This is a genomic window from Aliarcobacter cryaerophilus ATCC 43158, from assembly GCF_003660105.1.
Lineage (GTDB): Bacteria > Campylobacterota > Campylobacteria > Campylobacterales > Arcobacteraceae > Aliarcobacter > Aliarcobacter cryaerophilus.
This window is the reverse complement of record NZ_CP032823.1, coordinates 542633-558427: the sequence shown is the minus strand read 5'-3', so window position 1 is coordinate 558427 and position 15795 is coordinate 542633. Positions and strand designations below refer to the sequence as shown.

General features: G+C 25.8%; 17 protein-coding genes. 5 read left to right on the top strand and 12 right to left on the bottom strand.

The window, feature by feature from the left end; genetic code table 11:
- Window position 1: 1 nt before the first annotated feature.
- The 3 genes from rfaD to gmhA are packed head-to-tail and all read left to right on the top strand — an operon-like array spanning window position 2 to window position 2989.
- Window positions 2-1009, top strand: coding sequence for an ADP-glyceromanno-heptose 6-epimerase (gene rfaD, locus ACRYA_RS02745; RefSeq protein ID WP_105916713.1), 1008 nt, complete (start codon window positions 2-4; stop codon window positions 1007-1009).
- Entirely contained in the window at window positions 1006-2442 is a 1437-nt protein-coding gene (rfaE1, locus tag ACRYA_RS02740) for a D-glycero-beta-D-manno-heptose-7-phosphate kinase (protein ID WP_105916714.1), read from the top strand. Before rfaD ends, rfaE1 begins: the two co-directional genes overlap by 4 nt.
- On the top strand, window positions 2423-2989 hold the full coding sequence (gene gmhA, locus ACRYA_RS02735) for a D-sedoheptulose 7-phosphate isomerase (protein ID WP_105916715.1): 567 nt from the start codon (window positions 2423-2425) through the stop codon (window positions 2987-2989). The genes rfaE1 and gmhA overlap by 20 nt, the downstream gene beginning before the upstream one ends.
- Here the strand turns inward: gmhA and ACRYA_RS02730 are convergent.
- From ACRYA_RS02730 to ACRYA_RS02700, 7 genes are read right to left on the bottom strand one after another with little or no spacing between them, the layout of a single operon-like run.
- Window positions 2981-3925, bottom strand: coding sequence for a glycosyltransferase family 9 protein (locus ACRYA_RS02730; protein WP_105916716.1), 945 nt, complete (start codon window positions 3923-3925; stop codon window positions 2981-2983). The genes gmhA and ACRYA_RS02730 overlap by 9 nt on opposite strands.
- A complete protein-coding gene (locus ACRYA_RS02725; RefSeq protein ID WP_105916717.1) occupies window positions 3918-4988 on the bottom strand; it encodes a hypothetical protein in 1071 nt (356 codons plus the stop codon). The genes ACRYA_RS02730 and ACRYA_RS02725 overlap by 8 nt, the downstream gene beginning before the upstream one ends.
- Entirely contained in the window at window positions 4978-5901 is a 924-nt protein-coding gene (locus ACRYA_RS02720; RefSeq protein WP_105916718.1) for a glycosyltransferase family 9 protein, read from the bottom strand. Before ACRYA_RS02720 ends, ACRYA_RS02725 begins: the two co-directional genes overlap by 11 nt.
- The gene (locus tag ACRYA_RS02715) at window positions 5898-6647 is read right to left on the bottom strand and encodes a glycosyltransferase family 2 protein (RefSeq protein ID WP_105916719.1); all 750 of its coding nucleotides are present in this window, start codon (window positions 6645-6647) and stop codon (window positions 5898-5900) included. Before ACRYA_RS02715 ends, ACRYA_RS02720 begins: the two co-directional genes overlap by 4 nt.
- A complete protein-coding gene (locus ACRYA_RS02710) occupies window positions 6644-7369 on the bottom strand; it encodes a polysaccharide deacetylase family protein (protein ID WP_228199776.1) in 726 nt (241 codons plus the stop codon). Before ACRYA_RS02710 ends, ACRYA_RS02715 begins: the two co-directional genes overlap by 4 nt.
- On the bottom strand, window positions 7359-8108 hold the full coding sequence (locus tag ACRYA_RS02705) for a lipopolysaccharide kinase InaA family protein (RefSeq protein ID WP_105916720.1): 750 nt from the start codon (window positions 8106-8108) through the stop codon (window positions 7359-7361). The genes ACRYA_RS02710 and ACRYA_RS02705 overlap by 11 nt, the downstream gene beginning before the upstream one ends.
- A gap of 16 nt (window positions 8109-8124) precedes the next feature.
- On the bottom strand, window positions 8125-9159 hold the full coding sequence (locus ACRYA_RS02700) for a glycosyltransferase family 9 protein (protein ID WP_105916721.1): 1035 nt from the start codon (window positions 9157-9159) through the stop codon (window positions 8125-8127).
- Between the two features lie 109 nt (window positions 9160-9268).
- Here ACRYA_RS02700 and ACRYA_RS02695 point away from each other — a divergent pair, with 109 nt between their 5' ends.
- Together ACRYA_RS02695 and ACRYA_RS02690 are read left to right on the top strand one after the other, a co-directional pair.
- The gene (locus ACRYA_RS02695) at window positions 9269-10318 is read left to right on the top strand and encodes a glycosyltransferase family 4 protein (RefSeq protein ID WP_105916722.1); all 1050 of its coding nucleotides are present in this window, start codon (window positions 9269-9271) and stop codon (window positions 10316-10318) included.
- Complete coding sequence (locus tag ACRYA_RS02690; protein ID WP_105916723.1) at window positions 10315-11142, top strand: glycosyltransferase; 828 nt, start codon at window positions 10315-10317, stop codon at window positions 11140-11142. Before ACRYA_RS02695 ends, ACRYA_RS02690 begins: the two co-directional genes overlap by 4 nt.
- On the opposite strand, the gene ACRYA_RS02685 is transcribed toward ACRYA_RS02690, so the two are convergent.
- The 5 genes from ACRYA_RS02685 to rfbA are packed head-to-tail and all read right to left on the bottom strand — an operon-like array spanning window position 11139 to window position 15787.
- Window positions 11139-12383 carry an O-antigen ligase family protein gene (locus ACRYA_RS02685; protein WP_105916724.1) on the bottom strand — a complete coding sequence of 415 codons (1245 nt, stop codon included), beginning with the start codon at window positions 12381-12383 and terminating at the stop codon, window positions 11139-11141. The two genes, ACRYA_RS02690 and ACRYA_RS02685, sit on opposite strands and share 4 nt — an antisense overlap.
- Window positions 12380-13417, bottom strand: coding sequence for a dTDP-glucose 4,6-dehydratase (gene rfbB / locus ACRYA_RS02680; RefSeq protein ID WP_105916725.1), 1038 nt, complete (start codon window positions 13415-13417; stop codon window positions 12380-12382). The genes ACRYA_RS02685 and rfbB overlap by 4 nt, the downstream gene beginning before the upstream one ends.
- Entirely contained in the window at window positions 13418-14320 is a 903-nt protein-coding gene (gene rfbD / locus ACRYA_RS02675; RefSeq protein ID WP_105916726.1) for a dTDP-4-dehydrorhamnose reductase, read from the bottom strand. It lies immediately after the preceding gene.
- Window positions 14313-14897, bottom strand: coding sequence for a dTDP-4-dehydrorhamnose 3,5-epimerase (gene rfbC / locus ACRYA_RS02670; protein WP_105916727.1), 585 nt, complete (start codon window positions 14895-14897; stop codon window positions 14313-14315). The genes rfbD and rfbC overlap by 8 nt, the downstream gene beginning before the upstream one ends.
- Entirely contained in the window at window positions 14897-15787 is an 891-nt protein-coding gene (rfbA, locus tag ACRYA_RS02665; protein ID WP_105916728.1) for a glucose-1-phosphate thymidylyltransferase RfbA, read from the bottom strand. The genes rfbC and rfbA overlap by 1 nt, the downstream gene beginning before the upstream one ends.
- Window positions 15788-15795 lie beyond the last annotated feature (8 nt).

Below are 15795 nucleotides of genomic sequence, written 5' to 3'. Positions count from 1 at the left end.
TATGAAATACAACAATATAAATTTTAATAAAAAAACGATTTTAATAACTGGTGGTGCTGGATTTATAGGTTCAAATCTAGCTTTTTATTTTCAAAAAAACTTTCCAGAATCAAAAGTAGTAGTTTTAGATTGTTTTAGAAGTGGAGAAACTTTTTCAAATGGAAATTTAAAAAGTTTTGGTCACTTTAAAAATCTTTTGGGATTTAATGGAGTTGTTATTAGTGGTGATATAAATGATAAAAAATTGTTAAAATCTCTAGAAAATAACTATAAATTCGACTATATCTTTCATCAAGCAGCAATTTCTGATACAACTGCAATTGAGCAAGATATTATGATAAAAACAAATGTAAACGCTTATGAAGATTTGTTAAAAATTGCAATAAAACACAAAGCAAATATGATTTATGCATCTAGTGCAGCAACTTATGGAGATAGTGATCGATTTGAAGTTGGTTTTGAAAAACCAAATAATGTTTATGGATTTTCAAAAGTTATGATGGATAACATTACTTATGAATATTTAAAAAAAGATTTACCAATATCTATTGTTGGGCTAAAATATTTTAATGTTTATGGTCCAAAAGAGTTTTTCAAAAATAAAACAGCTTCAATGGTAGTACAATTTGGTCACCAAATTTTAAAAGGAGTTACTCCAAAACTTTTTGAGGGAAGCGATAAGATTTTAAGAGATTTTATCTATATTGAAGATATTATTCAAGCAAATATTAAAGCTTGTAAACCAAAAAAATCTGGTGTTTATAATGTAGGAACTGGACATGCTAGAAGTTTTGAAGATATTGTAACTATTTTACAAAAAGAGCTTGAAATTGATAATGGAAAAGAGTATATACCAAATCCTTATATTGGTTCTTACCAATTTTTTACAGAAGCAAATATTCTAACAACTAAAAAGTTTTTAGATTATGAACCAAGATTTAGTTTAGAAGATGGAATTAAAGCTTATATTCCTGAAATTAAAAGATTGTTTGCTGAAGAGGTAAAATGATAAAATTAGATAAAAAACCAAATATTCTTGTAATTGGTGATTTAATGATAGATCACTATTTGTGGGGGTCTTGTGATAGAATTTCACCAGAAGCTCCTGTACAAGTAGTAAATGTAAAAAAAGAGAGCTCAGTTTTAGGTGGTGCGGGAAATGTTATTAACAATCTTGTTGCACTTGGAAGTAGTGTTGGTGTTATAAGTGTTATTGGAAATGACACCGTTGCAAATGAATTAAAAAGTTTATTAGAGAAAATAGATGTTCCAACATCAAACTTAGTGGTTGAAAATAGTCGAAAAACTTCTAAAAAAAGTCGTCTTATAGCATCTCAACAGCAAGTTCTAAGATATGACATGGAAAGTATTGATGATATAGATGAAAATAGTCACAAACAAATTATTCAAACTTTAGAGAAAAATATAAATAAATATAGTTCAATAATTTTATCAGATTACGGAAAAGGTGTTTTAACTGCAAAATTAACAAAAGATATAATAAAAATTGCAAATAAAAACAGTGTAAAAGTTTTGGTTGATCCAAAAGGAAAAGATTATAGTAAATATAAAGGTTCATATACTCTAACTCCAAACAAAAAAGAGGCTATGGAAGCTACAAATATTGATATAAAAGATGAAAATTCTTTAATAGAAGCTTTAAAAAGTTTAAAAAATCAATGTACTTTAGAAGTTTCTCTAATAACTTTAAGTGAACAAGGTATTGCAATTTTTGATGATAATTTAACTATTAAACCAACAGTTGCAAGAGAAGTTTATGATGTAACAGGTGCTGGAGATACAGTAATTGCTTCAATTGCTTTTGCTTTAGGAAATGATTTAGATATAAAAGATGCTATATATTTTGCAAATTTAGCAGCTGGAGTTGTTGTAGGAAAAATTGGAAGTGCAACAGCAACACTTGATGAAATTTATGAATATGAATACAGTTTACACAAATCAAACTCTACTTCACATATAAAAACTTTTGATGAGATTAGAACTTTAGCTTCAAAACTACATAATCAAGGTAAAAAAATAGTATTTACAAATGGTTGTTTTGACATTCTACATGCGGGTCATGTAAAATACTTAGAAGTTGCAAAAAGTTATGGTGATGTTTTAATTTTAGGATTAAATGCAGATAGTAGTGTAAGAAAATTAAAAGGTCCAAGTAGACCAATAAATACTCAAGATGATAGAGCATATATTTTAGCTTCGCTTGAAAGTGTTGATTACGTAGTTATTTTTGATGAAAATACACCTTATGAGTTAATAAAACTAATAAAACCCCATGTTTTAGTTAAAGGTGGAGATTATGAAGGTAAAGAAGTTGTTGGGCAAGATATAGCAGATGAGTTAAAGCTTGTTCAATTTGTAGATGGTAAAAGTACAACAAATACAATAAAAAGGATACAAAACGATGCAAAATGCAATAATTAAAGAATTTTTAGCTCACCAAGAGACAATAGTAAAAGTAATAGAAACTATGCAAGAGCCTCTTTTAGAGGCTTCAAAACTTGCAGTTGAAACATTAAGAACAGGCAATAAGATTTTACTTTGTGGAAATGGTGGAAGTGCAGCTGATGCGCAACATATTGCTGCTGAATTAACAGGAAGATATAAAACTGAAAGAAAAGGGCTTCCTGGAATTGCTCTTACAACTGATACAAGTGCATTAACAGCTATTGGAAATGATTATGGATATGATAGAGTTTTTGATAGACAAGTTGAAGCTTTGGCTTCTAAAGGCGATTTACTAATTGGAATTTCAACTTCTGGAAACTCTTCTAATGTAATAAATGCTTTAAAAGTTGCAAGAGAAATGGGATGTAAAACTTTAGGCTTAACAGGTCGTGATGGTGGAGCTATGAATGAGCTTTGTGATATAAACTTAGTTGTTCCTTCAAATGATACACCTAGAATTCAGGAGATGCATATACTTTTTGCACACACAATTTGTCAAATTATTGATAATGAATTAAGCTAATTTTAAAATTGCTTCTAAAACATCATTTGCTGTAACTAGTTTCATACAGTTGTGATGTTTTAGAGGACACTCCCTTTTCATGCATGGTGCGCACTCTAAATTTTTTGTTACAATCGAACCATTTTTATCATTTCTCCATTGATTTGTTTCAGTAAACTTTGTTGGTCCAAAAATTGATACAGTTTTTACTTTATAAGCAGCTGCAATATGCATAGGTCCACTATCATTTGTAATAAACAAATCTAATCCTGCAATTTTTTCTATAAGCTCTGGGATTGTTGTTAGTCCAGATAAATTTTGATAATTTGATATACCATTTTTTATTAATATATCTTCAATATCTTTTGCAATATCAGTTTCAGTTGGTCCCCCAAAAATTACAATATCATATTTTGAAGCTAAACTTATTGCAACTTTTGCAAACTCTTGGGGATACCATCTTTTTGCACTTCCATAAGTTGCACCTGGATTTATTCCTAAAGTTGGTTTTTGATATGCAAATGGCTTAAAATAGAGTTTTAAATCCCCTACTTCATTTTTTAAATTTAGAATTTTATTTATAAAATCATTGTATCTTACACATAAATGTATCTCTTTTTTTGTAAGTCTTTTATAGTTAAATTTCTTTTTTGATTTTATAAAAAACATCATAAATTTTGAAGAAAAACTTCTTCTAAAAGAGATTGCTAAATCAATTTTTCCAATAGATTTTGCTAAAACTATTAAATTTTTATATCTATTTCCACTTTTTTTTGTATTATCAACTATCATTTTTTCAATATTTGGATAATTAGCAAAAGCTTGTGTAGATACATATGAGCCCAAAAGTGTAATTTTTGCTTGTGGATATGTTTTTATTATATTTTCTATAGCTGGAGTTGCCATTATAGCATCACCTAGCCATGCAGGAATTTCTATAAATATATTTTTAACCATTTTTCAACATTTCCTTAAAAGCATAAAATTGTCTATATTTAACTATTTTTTCATCTCTATTATCAACTAAACCATATCCAGGAGAAATTAATTGATGCCAATAGACTCTTTTTATTTTTTTAGATTCTCGTGCAATTTTAAAATAATCCAACATATATTTTGTATAATCCTCACAACTAACACACTCCTTTTCACTAGTAGGTGCATATGGAGCTGTATTTGAAATTGGCCAATTAACTTCTGTAATATAAACATCATCACTTAAAGTTTTTGGACTTATTTTTACAAGTGAAAAAAGCATATCTATTTTATTGTTCAAATCAAAAATTCCATATTGGCTATTTTGTGGAGCACCCCTTCTATCTACATAAAGAAGTGACGAAGTTATATCATATTTTATTTTTTTTAGATTAAACATAGCCCTCGCATTGTAATAGTACTCAAAATCTATCACAGATGGTCCTAAAAGTTTTATATTTGGATATTTTTCTTCTTTTATTTTTTGAGCTATTATATAAAAATTTATAAATTCTGATGTACTAAAAAATCCCCATTTTAATCTATTTATTGTAGTTCCTATTTGAAATTCATTTGATATATCTTTAAATTTATCAAAAATTAAACTAATATTTTTTTTAAAAAGCTCTTTATTTTCAATATTTACTCTATCTTGAATTACATTTATTAAAATATTTTTTCTATTATTTTGATTAAAACTATTCGCAAACTCAAAATATAAATCAATATTTTTAATATCACTAAGAGGTAACCTAATAATTAGATTTTTAACACCTAACTCTTCAACCAATTCTTGCTGAATATTATTGCCATTTTCTTTATCTAGATTTACTCCAAGACCTATAAAATCAATATTTGAAACTTTAACATTTCCTTTAAAAAATTTCATAAAAATTATTGAAATAGGAAGAATAAAAATAGAAGTAAAAAGTAGTTTTAAATTGTCTTTAAATTCTCTTTTTCTCATAGCTTTTTTAAAAGATTTGTCTTTTATAACTTGCGGTTGATCTGAATAATTGTCCCAAATAAAATGATTATTTGACATCCAAAATCTCTTTTAATCTATTCTCTATTTGCAAATATTGCTCTTTTGTATAATTTTTGTTTATCATAAAATTATTTTGATATTTTTCATCACTTACTGTTGCCCATCTTTTACTACTTGCAAATAGGCTATCTCCAAAAAAAGACAAAGTCATAGTATTTGTTGCACCAGCAAGATGCATAGGTCCTGTTGAAGTACTTATAAATATTTTACTTTTTGCTATATATTTTGCAAAATCCATCAAAGTAACTTTTGACTCATAAATATATGCTTCAAAATCTAAATGAGCCTCAATATAATCTTTTGATTTCTCATCATCTGGACCAAAAGAGAAAACTATATCATACTCACTATTTTTAATACTTCTAGCCAAATTTATATAATCATCAATTTTTAAATTTCCATCACTACTACCACCAAAGCCAGTATGAAAAATAACTCTTTTCTCTTTTGTTTCTTTAATATTTAAAAGTGGTTTTGTGAAATCAAGCTTAATTTCTGGAAAAATCGCCTTTGCTAATTCAAGATTATATTGCCACTCTGTTTTTATAGCTTTACTTCTTCTTTGTCTTATTCGTTTATTGAAGAAAAATTGTGCTAATTTTGTTGCTGGAGCAACTCTTTTCTTAATACCACTTTTATAAAGTATTTTTCCTAATTGTGTATCTATATATGCACTAATACTTGCATCAAAATTTTTAGATTTTATCTCTTGCAGAGTTCTAGGAAAATCCTTTTTATTATATAAAATAACCTCATCTATAAACTCAATATCTTTTGCAAATTTATAATTTATTTTTGAAACCAAAGCTGTAATTTTTGTATCAGGATACTGCTCTTTTATAGCTTTAAAAAGTGGTAGAGTAACTACAAAATCCCCTATTTTATCGTGTCTTGTTATAAGTAAATTCATTTTTTTAACTCTTTATTTAATTCATATAATTTTATATATTTATAAAAATTCGTAACCATATGTGAAAAGGAAATTACAAGTCCCACATAACCATCTCTAAAACCTTGTTTTAAAATATATGTTCTAAAAAAAGAGTACATTCCATTAAAAAAAGCTTTTGTAGGACTTGAATTTTTCTTTCCTACATTATTTTGTGCAAATAAGCTTGAGTATCTATCTGCTTTTATAATAAATTCTGAAATTGTATGATAGCTATAGTGTTCAACATTTCCTTTTATCTCTTCTATTTTCAAGCTGTCAGTTATAATATCTTCATGAACATCATTTGAGTTATAAGAGGTTGTGTTTTTATTATATAATCTTTTGATTTTTTGATTATTCCATCCACAATGTTTTACTTGAATATCTTTGTAGAAAGCTTTAAAATTAAGTTTATAAACGGTTTTTTCATCAAGTTTTTTATTTTTTAACTCTCCTAAAAGCTCACTATCAACTACTTCATCGCTATCAATTATTAAAATCCAATCATTTTTTGCAAAAGAAGTTGCATGATTTTTAGTCCAACCAAAACCTTTAAACTCACCTTGTATTAAATTTACATTTGAAAATTTTTTTGCAATATTTATAGTTTCATCTGTTGAGCCATTATCGTAAACTACTACATCATCAAAATCTAATAAACTTTTTAAACTATTTTCTATGGTTTTTTCATTATTTTTTGCTAATACAACTACACTAATATTCATTTTTTACCTAATCTTTTTAATAAAGCTTTAAATTTATATTTTAATAGTTTTGTAGTTTTAAATATTTCATCAGGAGTTTTTAAACTATCACCATCAATTCTATAAATTGCTCCATTAATTCCACTAAAATCTTTATGTATTGCATTTCCAATTCTGAAATTGTATTTATAGTATTTTTTTGCTTCTTTTAAAATATTTTGATTGTATTTTCCAAAAGGGAATACAAAACTCTCTATTTTTGTATTTAACTTCTCTTCTAAAATCTCTTTTGAAACTCTTAATTCCAAATCTAAATCAACATCAATTTCTAGTAAATTTATATGTGAATGAGAATGCGAACCAAAAACAACTAATCCACTCTCTTTCATCTCATTCAATTCTTTATATGTACAAAATGTTGCTTTTTTATAGTTTTGAAACAGATCATTGTGCTCAAAATTCATTCTATTTTCTGGTAATTCATCTGTATCATCTAAAATATATTTTGAAGGAATTGCCAAAAGTGCTTTTAAATTATACTTTTTTAAAAGTGGAAAAATCAAAAAATAAAAATCTGCATAAGCATCATCAAAAGTCAAACAAACACTTTTTTGATTTGCTTCTTCACCTGGAAAAATAGTTTTAAAATTGTTTTTTATATATTTTAGATGCTCTTCAAAAATTGATAAATCATTTGAACATCTATCACTATTTACATGATGATACATAATACTAATCAACAACTTTTTTTCCTTTTAATCTTTTTTTGAAATTTATTTTTGCTTTATGTTTATGCGAAAAATCTAAAGCTTTAGAAACTAAATCTTTTTCATCTTTTTGTAAAACTCTTGCATACTCTTTTATAACAACTTCTAAATCTTCATCTTTTGCCCAAAGTTTTGAGAAGTTTTTAAGTCTATCATTTAGCTCTAAATCAAAAAATTTCATTCTGTTTATATCGACTATTTTAAAAATAAAATGATTATTCTCTTTTTTGATTAATATATTTCCAGGACTGTAATCAAAATGAAAAATTCCAGCTTGGTGTAAATCAAATGTAAATTTTGCAAAAGCTTTTAAAATCTCATTTTTATTGGGGAAATTCATGTCTAAAAGTGGCTCTCGAATAGTAAAATCGTATTCAAATTTTTCACTTACAAAATAGCTCTCATTTAATAATCCAAATTTGTAAAACTCTATATATCCTATGGGTTTTGGTGTAAAATCTTTTATTTTTAATGCATATTCATAAGATTTTTGTGCTTTTGATTTTTTGAAAAATGTATAGACAATTTTATTTATAAAATGAGGTATTTTAAAATATTTCACAACTAACTTTTTATTTTCATGCTCTATAACTTTTAGTTCATTTCTGGCTTTGTGTATGGTATTTGAATTTTTTTTGAAAAATTGTTTTATATTGCATAAAAAAAATTCAAATTTTTTGAATTCTTCATTTAAAATAAATTTATAGTTTGACAATTTTTACCTTTTTAAATTAATTCTTTAATGAAGATAAAAAAGAATCTAAATTATTCTTTATCTCTTCAAAACTTATTTCTTTTGTACAATTTTCTAATCCAAATACATCATATTCTTTTGGTTCTTTTATTTTATAACAAGCCTTATATATAATATCATCATTGTCTGGTTGAACTAATTTAGGATTTGTATATGTAAAAATACAAAAAGTTGGTGCTTTTAAAGACAATGACATATGAAACAATCCTGTATCAGGAACAATAAAAAATTTAGAATATTTTATAATTACAGCCATTTCATCTATAGATTTTTTATCTAAACTAATATAATTTATATTAGTTGGTATTAAAAATTTGTTTACTAACTCTAACTGTAAAAATTCTTGTCCTGGATTTAAAACTACTATGGGGATTAGTCTATAACTATTATACAAATATTCTATTAATTTATATGTTTTTTCTAAATCAATTATTTTTTTTAAATCTCCAGAACCTAAAGAAATCAAATAATTATTCTTATCTTTCAAATATAATGAAGAATTCAAAATAAATTTCTCGACTTTTTGATTAATAAAAAACTCTGGTTCTAAATACATAGTATTTTGTTTAAAATCCAATACATGAAGTGATTGAAATAATTGGTTTGTCAAATGAATATTATTTTTAAAATTATAAATTCTATCATTTGTATATTGAGTTGATACTTTGTTTTTTACAAAAGAAAAATTAAGCATATTCTTAGAAGATTTTCCATTATATAGATCAATAATTAAATCATATCTTGAAAATATAATTTTAGATTGTGTATAAAGCTTAGAAAAAAGGTACTTAATTATATTACTTTTATTTCTATTCATAATTATTATATTACTTATATTTGGATTATTGTAAAGAACATCATATCCAATTTTATCAACAATCACTGTAATGTTAGAATGTGGATAGTTTTGCTTAATACTTCTTATGATAGGTGTTCTTAGTAAAACATCTCCTAATAAACCTAACATTAAAATACATATTTTCATATTTTCTTTTTTTTCTATAAATTTCATATATTTTGTAACCTTCAATAATAAGCAATAATTATATCTAAAAACAATTTAATAGCTTTTTAACTGATAATAAATTAGAATATCAAGTTATTAAAAACAAAAGAGTCATATGAAAAAAATTTTAGAAGTTTGTCTATCTCCTGATTTAGGTGGACTTGAGCTGTATATGAAAAATATTACAAAATATTTAAATTCACCTGCTGTTATAAACAAAAAATCAAAACTAAAAAGTGTATTTGAAAATGAAGAAATAGATTATTTTGAGCTTTCAAGATATAGTTTTTTTAAACTAGCTCGTATCATAGATAAAGAAAAAATTGATATAGTTCATCTTCATTGGACAAAAGATACCACAACGGTTGTATTTGCGAAACTTCTTTCAAAAAGAAAACCAAAAATCGTTCAAACAAGACATATGCATATTACAAGATTTAAAAGCGATTTTTATCATAAGTTTTTGTATAAAAATATTGATATGATAATCGCTGTTACAAATCTAGTAAAAGAACAACTTGAAAAATTTATTCCAAAAGATATAAGACCAAAAATAGAGACTTCTTATATTGGGGCAAATACTCCTAAACTTTTAAGCAATGAAGAAAAAAATAGTTTAAAAAAATCTTTTAATATTACTGATGAATTTATTGTCTGTATTGTTGGAAGAATTGAAGAAGCAAAAGGACAACATATAGCTTTACAAGCAGTTGAGAATTTACGAAAAAATGGTATAAAAATAAAAACTTTAGTCGTTGGTCACTATATGGATGAAAACTACTTTAATAATCTAAAAAACAGTTATCCAAATGATATATTTACAGGCTTTGTTTCTAATCCTACTGATTTTATGCAAATTTCTGATTGTCTTGTGCTAGCAACAAAAAAAGAGACTTTTGGGCTTGTATTAATTGAAGCCATGAAATGTGGTGTTTGTGTTTTAGGAAGTAATAGTGGCGGACCTCTTGAAATCATCGATGATGAAAAAACTGGACTATTATTTGAAAGTATGAATAGCGATAGTTTATGTGGAAAATTATCTTTGATTATAGAAGATGGAAAATTAAAAGAGACATTAGCTTTTAATGGCAAGAATAAAGCTAATGAAGTTTTTGATAGTAAGAGGCAGTTTGAAGAGATAAAAGATATTTTGGAGAAAATATGAAAGTCAGTATTATTATTGCAGTTTATAAAGATGTAGAAGCACTTGAACTTATTATAGAGTCTTTAAAAAATCAAACATATAAAAATTTTGAAGTTATTATTTCAGAAGATGGGCAAGATGAGAAAATGAAAATGTTTGTTGAATCAATAAAAGATTTAGATATCAAACACATAAGTCAAGAAGATCTTGGTGTTAGAAAATCAAGATCTCAAAATAATGGAATAAAAACTTCTAATGGAGAATATTTGATTTTTATTGATGGTGACTGTATTTTATATAGTGATTTTATTGAAAAACACTTAAGTTTAGCTTCTCCATTATATATTATTTCTGGTAGAAGAGTAAATCTTGGACCTAAATACTCTTCTTTGTTAAAAAATAAAAACATTACTTCTGCATGGCTTGAAAAAAACTTTATAAATAAGTATTTTGATATATCAAAAGATGCAAAAGAAGAAAAACATACTGAAGAAGGTTTTAAAATAAAACCTTCTAGTTTTTTACATAAAATATTACATTTAAAATATAAAAAAAAAGATGTTTCTATATTGGGATGTAATTTTTCTTGTTATAAACAAGCAATGATTGATATAAATGGATTTGATGAAGGACTAGGTAATTCTGCATATGCTAGTGATACAGACTTAGAGTGGAGATTTAAAGGAGTTGGATACAAAATTATTTCTGCAAAATATATAGCAAACCAGTTTCATCTTTTCCATAAACGTAAAAATGGAATATTTGAAAGAGGTATGCTAGAAAAAATTAAAAAAAATCAAGAAAATAAAAAAAATTTCTGTGATTTAGGCTTGAATCAAAATTAATCTTTTAATTTTATTTCTTCATATTTTGAAATAGTTATAAAAACACTACTAAATAATGCAAATAAAACCATAGATTGATTTATATGAAAACTATTTCCTAACATTGAATGGCAAAAATAAAGTATTAAAAAAATCAATAACAAGTTTTTATATGTTTTATCTTTTATTTTTACTTTAAATATAAAATAAAATATTGTAATTAGAATAATCAATCCCAATATTCCTAACTGAACTAAATATTGAACAAACATATTATGGAAATCTATACTGTTTTCGGTATCTTGTTTAAAAGAATCATTCTTTATATTAAATTTTTGAAGCATATACTTTGCATTATCTCTTTCATCACCTATTCCAGAACCAAAAATTAAATTATCTTTTGAAGCTTCTAATCCACTTATCCATAAGGCAACTCTTAATGAAAAACTATTAGAAAAATCTTTTTCATAAACCATAACTTCAATATCATGTAAAAAATAATCAAATCTATATTTAAATACTGGACTTATGTTATATGCTGATATAAATATTGTAGTTCCCAAAATTAAAAATAAAATTGTAGCTCTAATCTTATTTTTAAAATTTAAAAACCCAATTAGAAATAAAGCTATAAGAAAAGAAAATTGACCAGTTCTTCCACCATTTAAGAATAAATTACTTGTAGAAAATAAGAAAAAAATTGAATAAGAAAATTTCCATTTTAAATCATCAGTATAAATAATTTTATGCATCAAAATAAAAACAGTAAAAGCTAAGTATGTGCTATAATTTGAATGATCCATAAATGGACTTGGGTCATTTGGAGATACTCCTTGTTTTGTCCAAAGTTCAAAAAATATACCATAAGATGTAATTTCACTTATTAACATCCCAAGTAAAAATGCAGAAAAAACTTTATCTATGTACTCTTTTTTTAATGACGTAAAAATTATAGGTATTATTAAAAAATGATAATATTTTTTTACATATTCAATAGCAAAAAATTTATCACTACTCCATAAAACTGCAATAATACTATATAATATAAAGATAAATATAGCTAAAATAAAATAATTATTCTTTATTTCAAAATACTTTCTTTTAAAATCAGTTCCCAAAACCCAAAATAAAAATATAAAAATAACAGCTAATGAAATTCCAGCTCTAGAAATTGGCAAACAAAAAGCATATAAAAGTATAAAATAATTTATATAATCTTCATAAAATGCTTTATTTATAGTTTTAATTTTTAAATAATTCAATTTATTTCCTTAGTAATCTTATACTTCACCAAATACGACTCAATAGTCTTAAATATCCCACTATCAAAGTTTTCATCTGCTTTCCAACCTAGTTCTTGTTCTAACTTTGTTGCATCTATTGCATATCTTCTATCATGTCCTGCTCTGTCTTCTACAAAAGTAATTAAATCTTTATAAGATTTATCTTTTGGAACTTGTTGGTCTAAGATAGTACAAATTCTATCTACTATTTGCAGATTTGTTCTTTCATTTCTTCCACCAATATTATATGTTTCTCCAGTTTTTCCATTATGGTAAACTAAATCTATTCCCTTACAGTGGTCTAAAACATAGAGCCAATCTCTTATATTTTTTCCATCACCATATATTGGAATTGGGTTATTATTTAAAGCATTTCGTATAATTGTTGGAATTAGTTTTTCATCATGTTGTTTTGGTCCATAGTTATTAGAACAGTTTGTAATAACTGTATCTAATCCATATGTTTCATTATAAGCTCTAATAATCATATCAGATGAAGCTTTACTTGCACTGTATGGTGAGTTTGGAGCGTATGGAGTAATTTCTGTAAAAAGGTCATTTGGATCTAGGCTTAGTGTTCCATACACTTCATCTGTTGAAATATGATGGAATCTACAATCTTTATATTCATCTTTATAAACAAATGGTTTATTCATCCAATATTTATATGCAACATCAATCAAAGTAAATGTTCCATTTACATTTGTTTGTACAAATACACCTGGATTTTTTATACTATTATCTACATGAGATTCAGCTGCAAAGTGAATTACACCTTTTATATCATATTCATTAAAAATAAATTCTATTAATTCTCTATTACAAATATCACCTTTGATAAATTTATATCGGGGATTATTTTCACACTCTTTAAGATTTTCTAAATCTCCAGCATAAGTTAAAAGGTCGAGATTTACTAGATTATAATTTGGGTATTTTTCAAGAAAGTATGGTAGAAAGTTTGAACCAATAAATCCAGCACATCCTGTTAATAGTATATTTTTATTTTGCATCTATTTTCTCTCTCCTAATCTTTTTAAACAATCATCCAAGCCATCTTTCCAATATGGTATTTCTAAATTGAATTTCGATTTTATCTTACTTTTATTTAAAAGTGAGAAATGAGGTCTAATTGCTGGAGTTGGATATTGGTATGTTTCTATTGCCTTTACTTTACAGTTTAATTTTGCCATTTTCATAATTTCTTTTGCAAAATCATACCAAGACAGAACACCCTCATTTGAGTAATTATATATTTCTACTTTAGTATTTTTTATTTGTGGAACAATATCAAGAATAGTCTTTGCTAAATGTGCGGCATAAGTTGGTGTTCCAACTTGATCAAAGATTACACCTAGTTCCTCTTTTTCTTTCCCTAGTCTTAACATTGTTTTTACAAAGTTATTTCCATAGTATGAATAAACCCATGAAGTTCTAATAATTATAGAGTTTAATGGATTTACATTTAAGAGTTCAAGCTCACCATCAAGTTTTGTTTTACCATAAACTGATTGTGGATTTGTTTGAAACTCCTCACAATAAGGCTTATAATTTTTTCCATCAAATACATAATCAGTTGAGATATGAATTAATTTTATATCTAACTCTTTTGCTACAATTGAAAGTTTTTTAACTGCTTTTCTATTTACTAAATCTGCATTTTCAATATAACTTTCAGCCTTATCTACTGCTGTATAAGCTGCACAGTTTATAATCACGTTTATACTATTTGTTTGACAGAAGTTTATTAGACTATCTTTAGAAGTAATATCTATATCGTCTCTAGTTGTAAAAAAGAAGTTATAGTTATAATCTTTACTTAACTCTTTTATTTCACTTCCAACTTGACCATTTGATCCTGTTACTAAAACATTTATATTTAATGAGACTAAAGCCCCCGTTCCCAAATTAGGCATAATAGTTTACTCCAAATTCAAATATCTCTTTATTATATTTTATATCAAAAAGTTTTGGTTGTTTTGTATCTTTAGCTGATAAATTTAATTCATCATGATTTAATAACCAATCTATATTTAGATTTTTATCATCAAAGGCTATTCCTCTATCACATTCTGGACTATAGTAATTATCTACTTTATATGCAAATATTGTATCATCTTCAAGAACTACAAATCCATGAGCAAATCCTCTTGGAATTAGAAGTTGTTTTTTATTTTCGCCACTTAAAAGAACTGCAACATGCTGTCCAAAAGTTGGAGAGTTACGTCTTATATCAACTGCAACATCAAGTACACGTCCTTTTATAACTCGTACTAATTTTGTTTGAGCATGTGGTGGTAATTGATAATGAAGTCCTCTTAAAACTCCTTTAGAGCTTTTTGATTCATTATCTTGACAAAAATTTATTTTATAACCTAGGAATTCTTCTAATTTATTGCTCACAAAAGTTTCAACAAAATAACCTCTACTATCGCCATGAACTTTTGGTTCAATAATTACAACATCTGGAATATTAGTTCTAATAAATTGCATTATTTCATTCTTCTTGGTTGATTTGCTCTAGAGATTAAGTATTGACCATATTGATTCTTTTTTAAAGGCTCTGCTAGTTCAAGAAGTTTTTCTTTACTTATATATCCCATCTCATAAGCTATCTCTTCAAGGCATGCTACTTTTAGACTTTGTCTATTTTCAATAGTTTGAATAAATGAACTAGCTTCAAGTAGTGATTCATGAGTTCCTGTATCAAGCCAAGCGAACCCTCTTCCCATTAGTTCTACTTTTAATCTATTTTCATTTAAATAATCTTGATTTAGTGTTGTAATTTCCAATTCACCTCTATGGCTTGGTTTTACATCTTTAGCTTTTTTTACAACATCATTTGGGTAAAAATATAATCCAACAACTGCATAGTTTGATTTTGGCTCTTTTGGTTTCTCTTCAATAGAGATTACATCTCCATTATCATTAAATTCTGCAACTCCATAACGTTCAGGATCACTTACATAGTAACCAAACACTGTTGCTTTATTTTCATCTTTAATATTTTTTATGCTTTTAGCTAGTAATTCAGTTAGACCATGACCATAAAATATATTATCTCCTAGAACTAAACAAGCATCATCACCATCAAGAAACTTTTCACCGAGAATAAATGCTTGTGCTAAGCCATCTGGATTAGGTTGTGCTACATATTCAAATCTCATTCCTAAATCTTTTCCATCACCTAAAAGATTTATAAAACTTTGTTGATCTTGAGGAGTTGTAATAATTAATACTTCTTTAATACCAGAAAGCATAAGTACTGAAAGTGGATAATAAATCATAGGTTTATCATAAATTGGAACTAGTTGTTTTGAAACACCTTTTGTGATTGGATAAAGTCTTGTTCCACTTCCACCTGCTAATATTATGCCTTTCATATATCTTC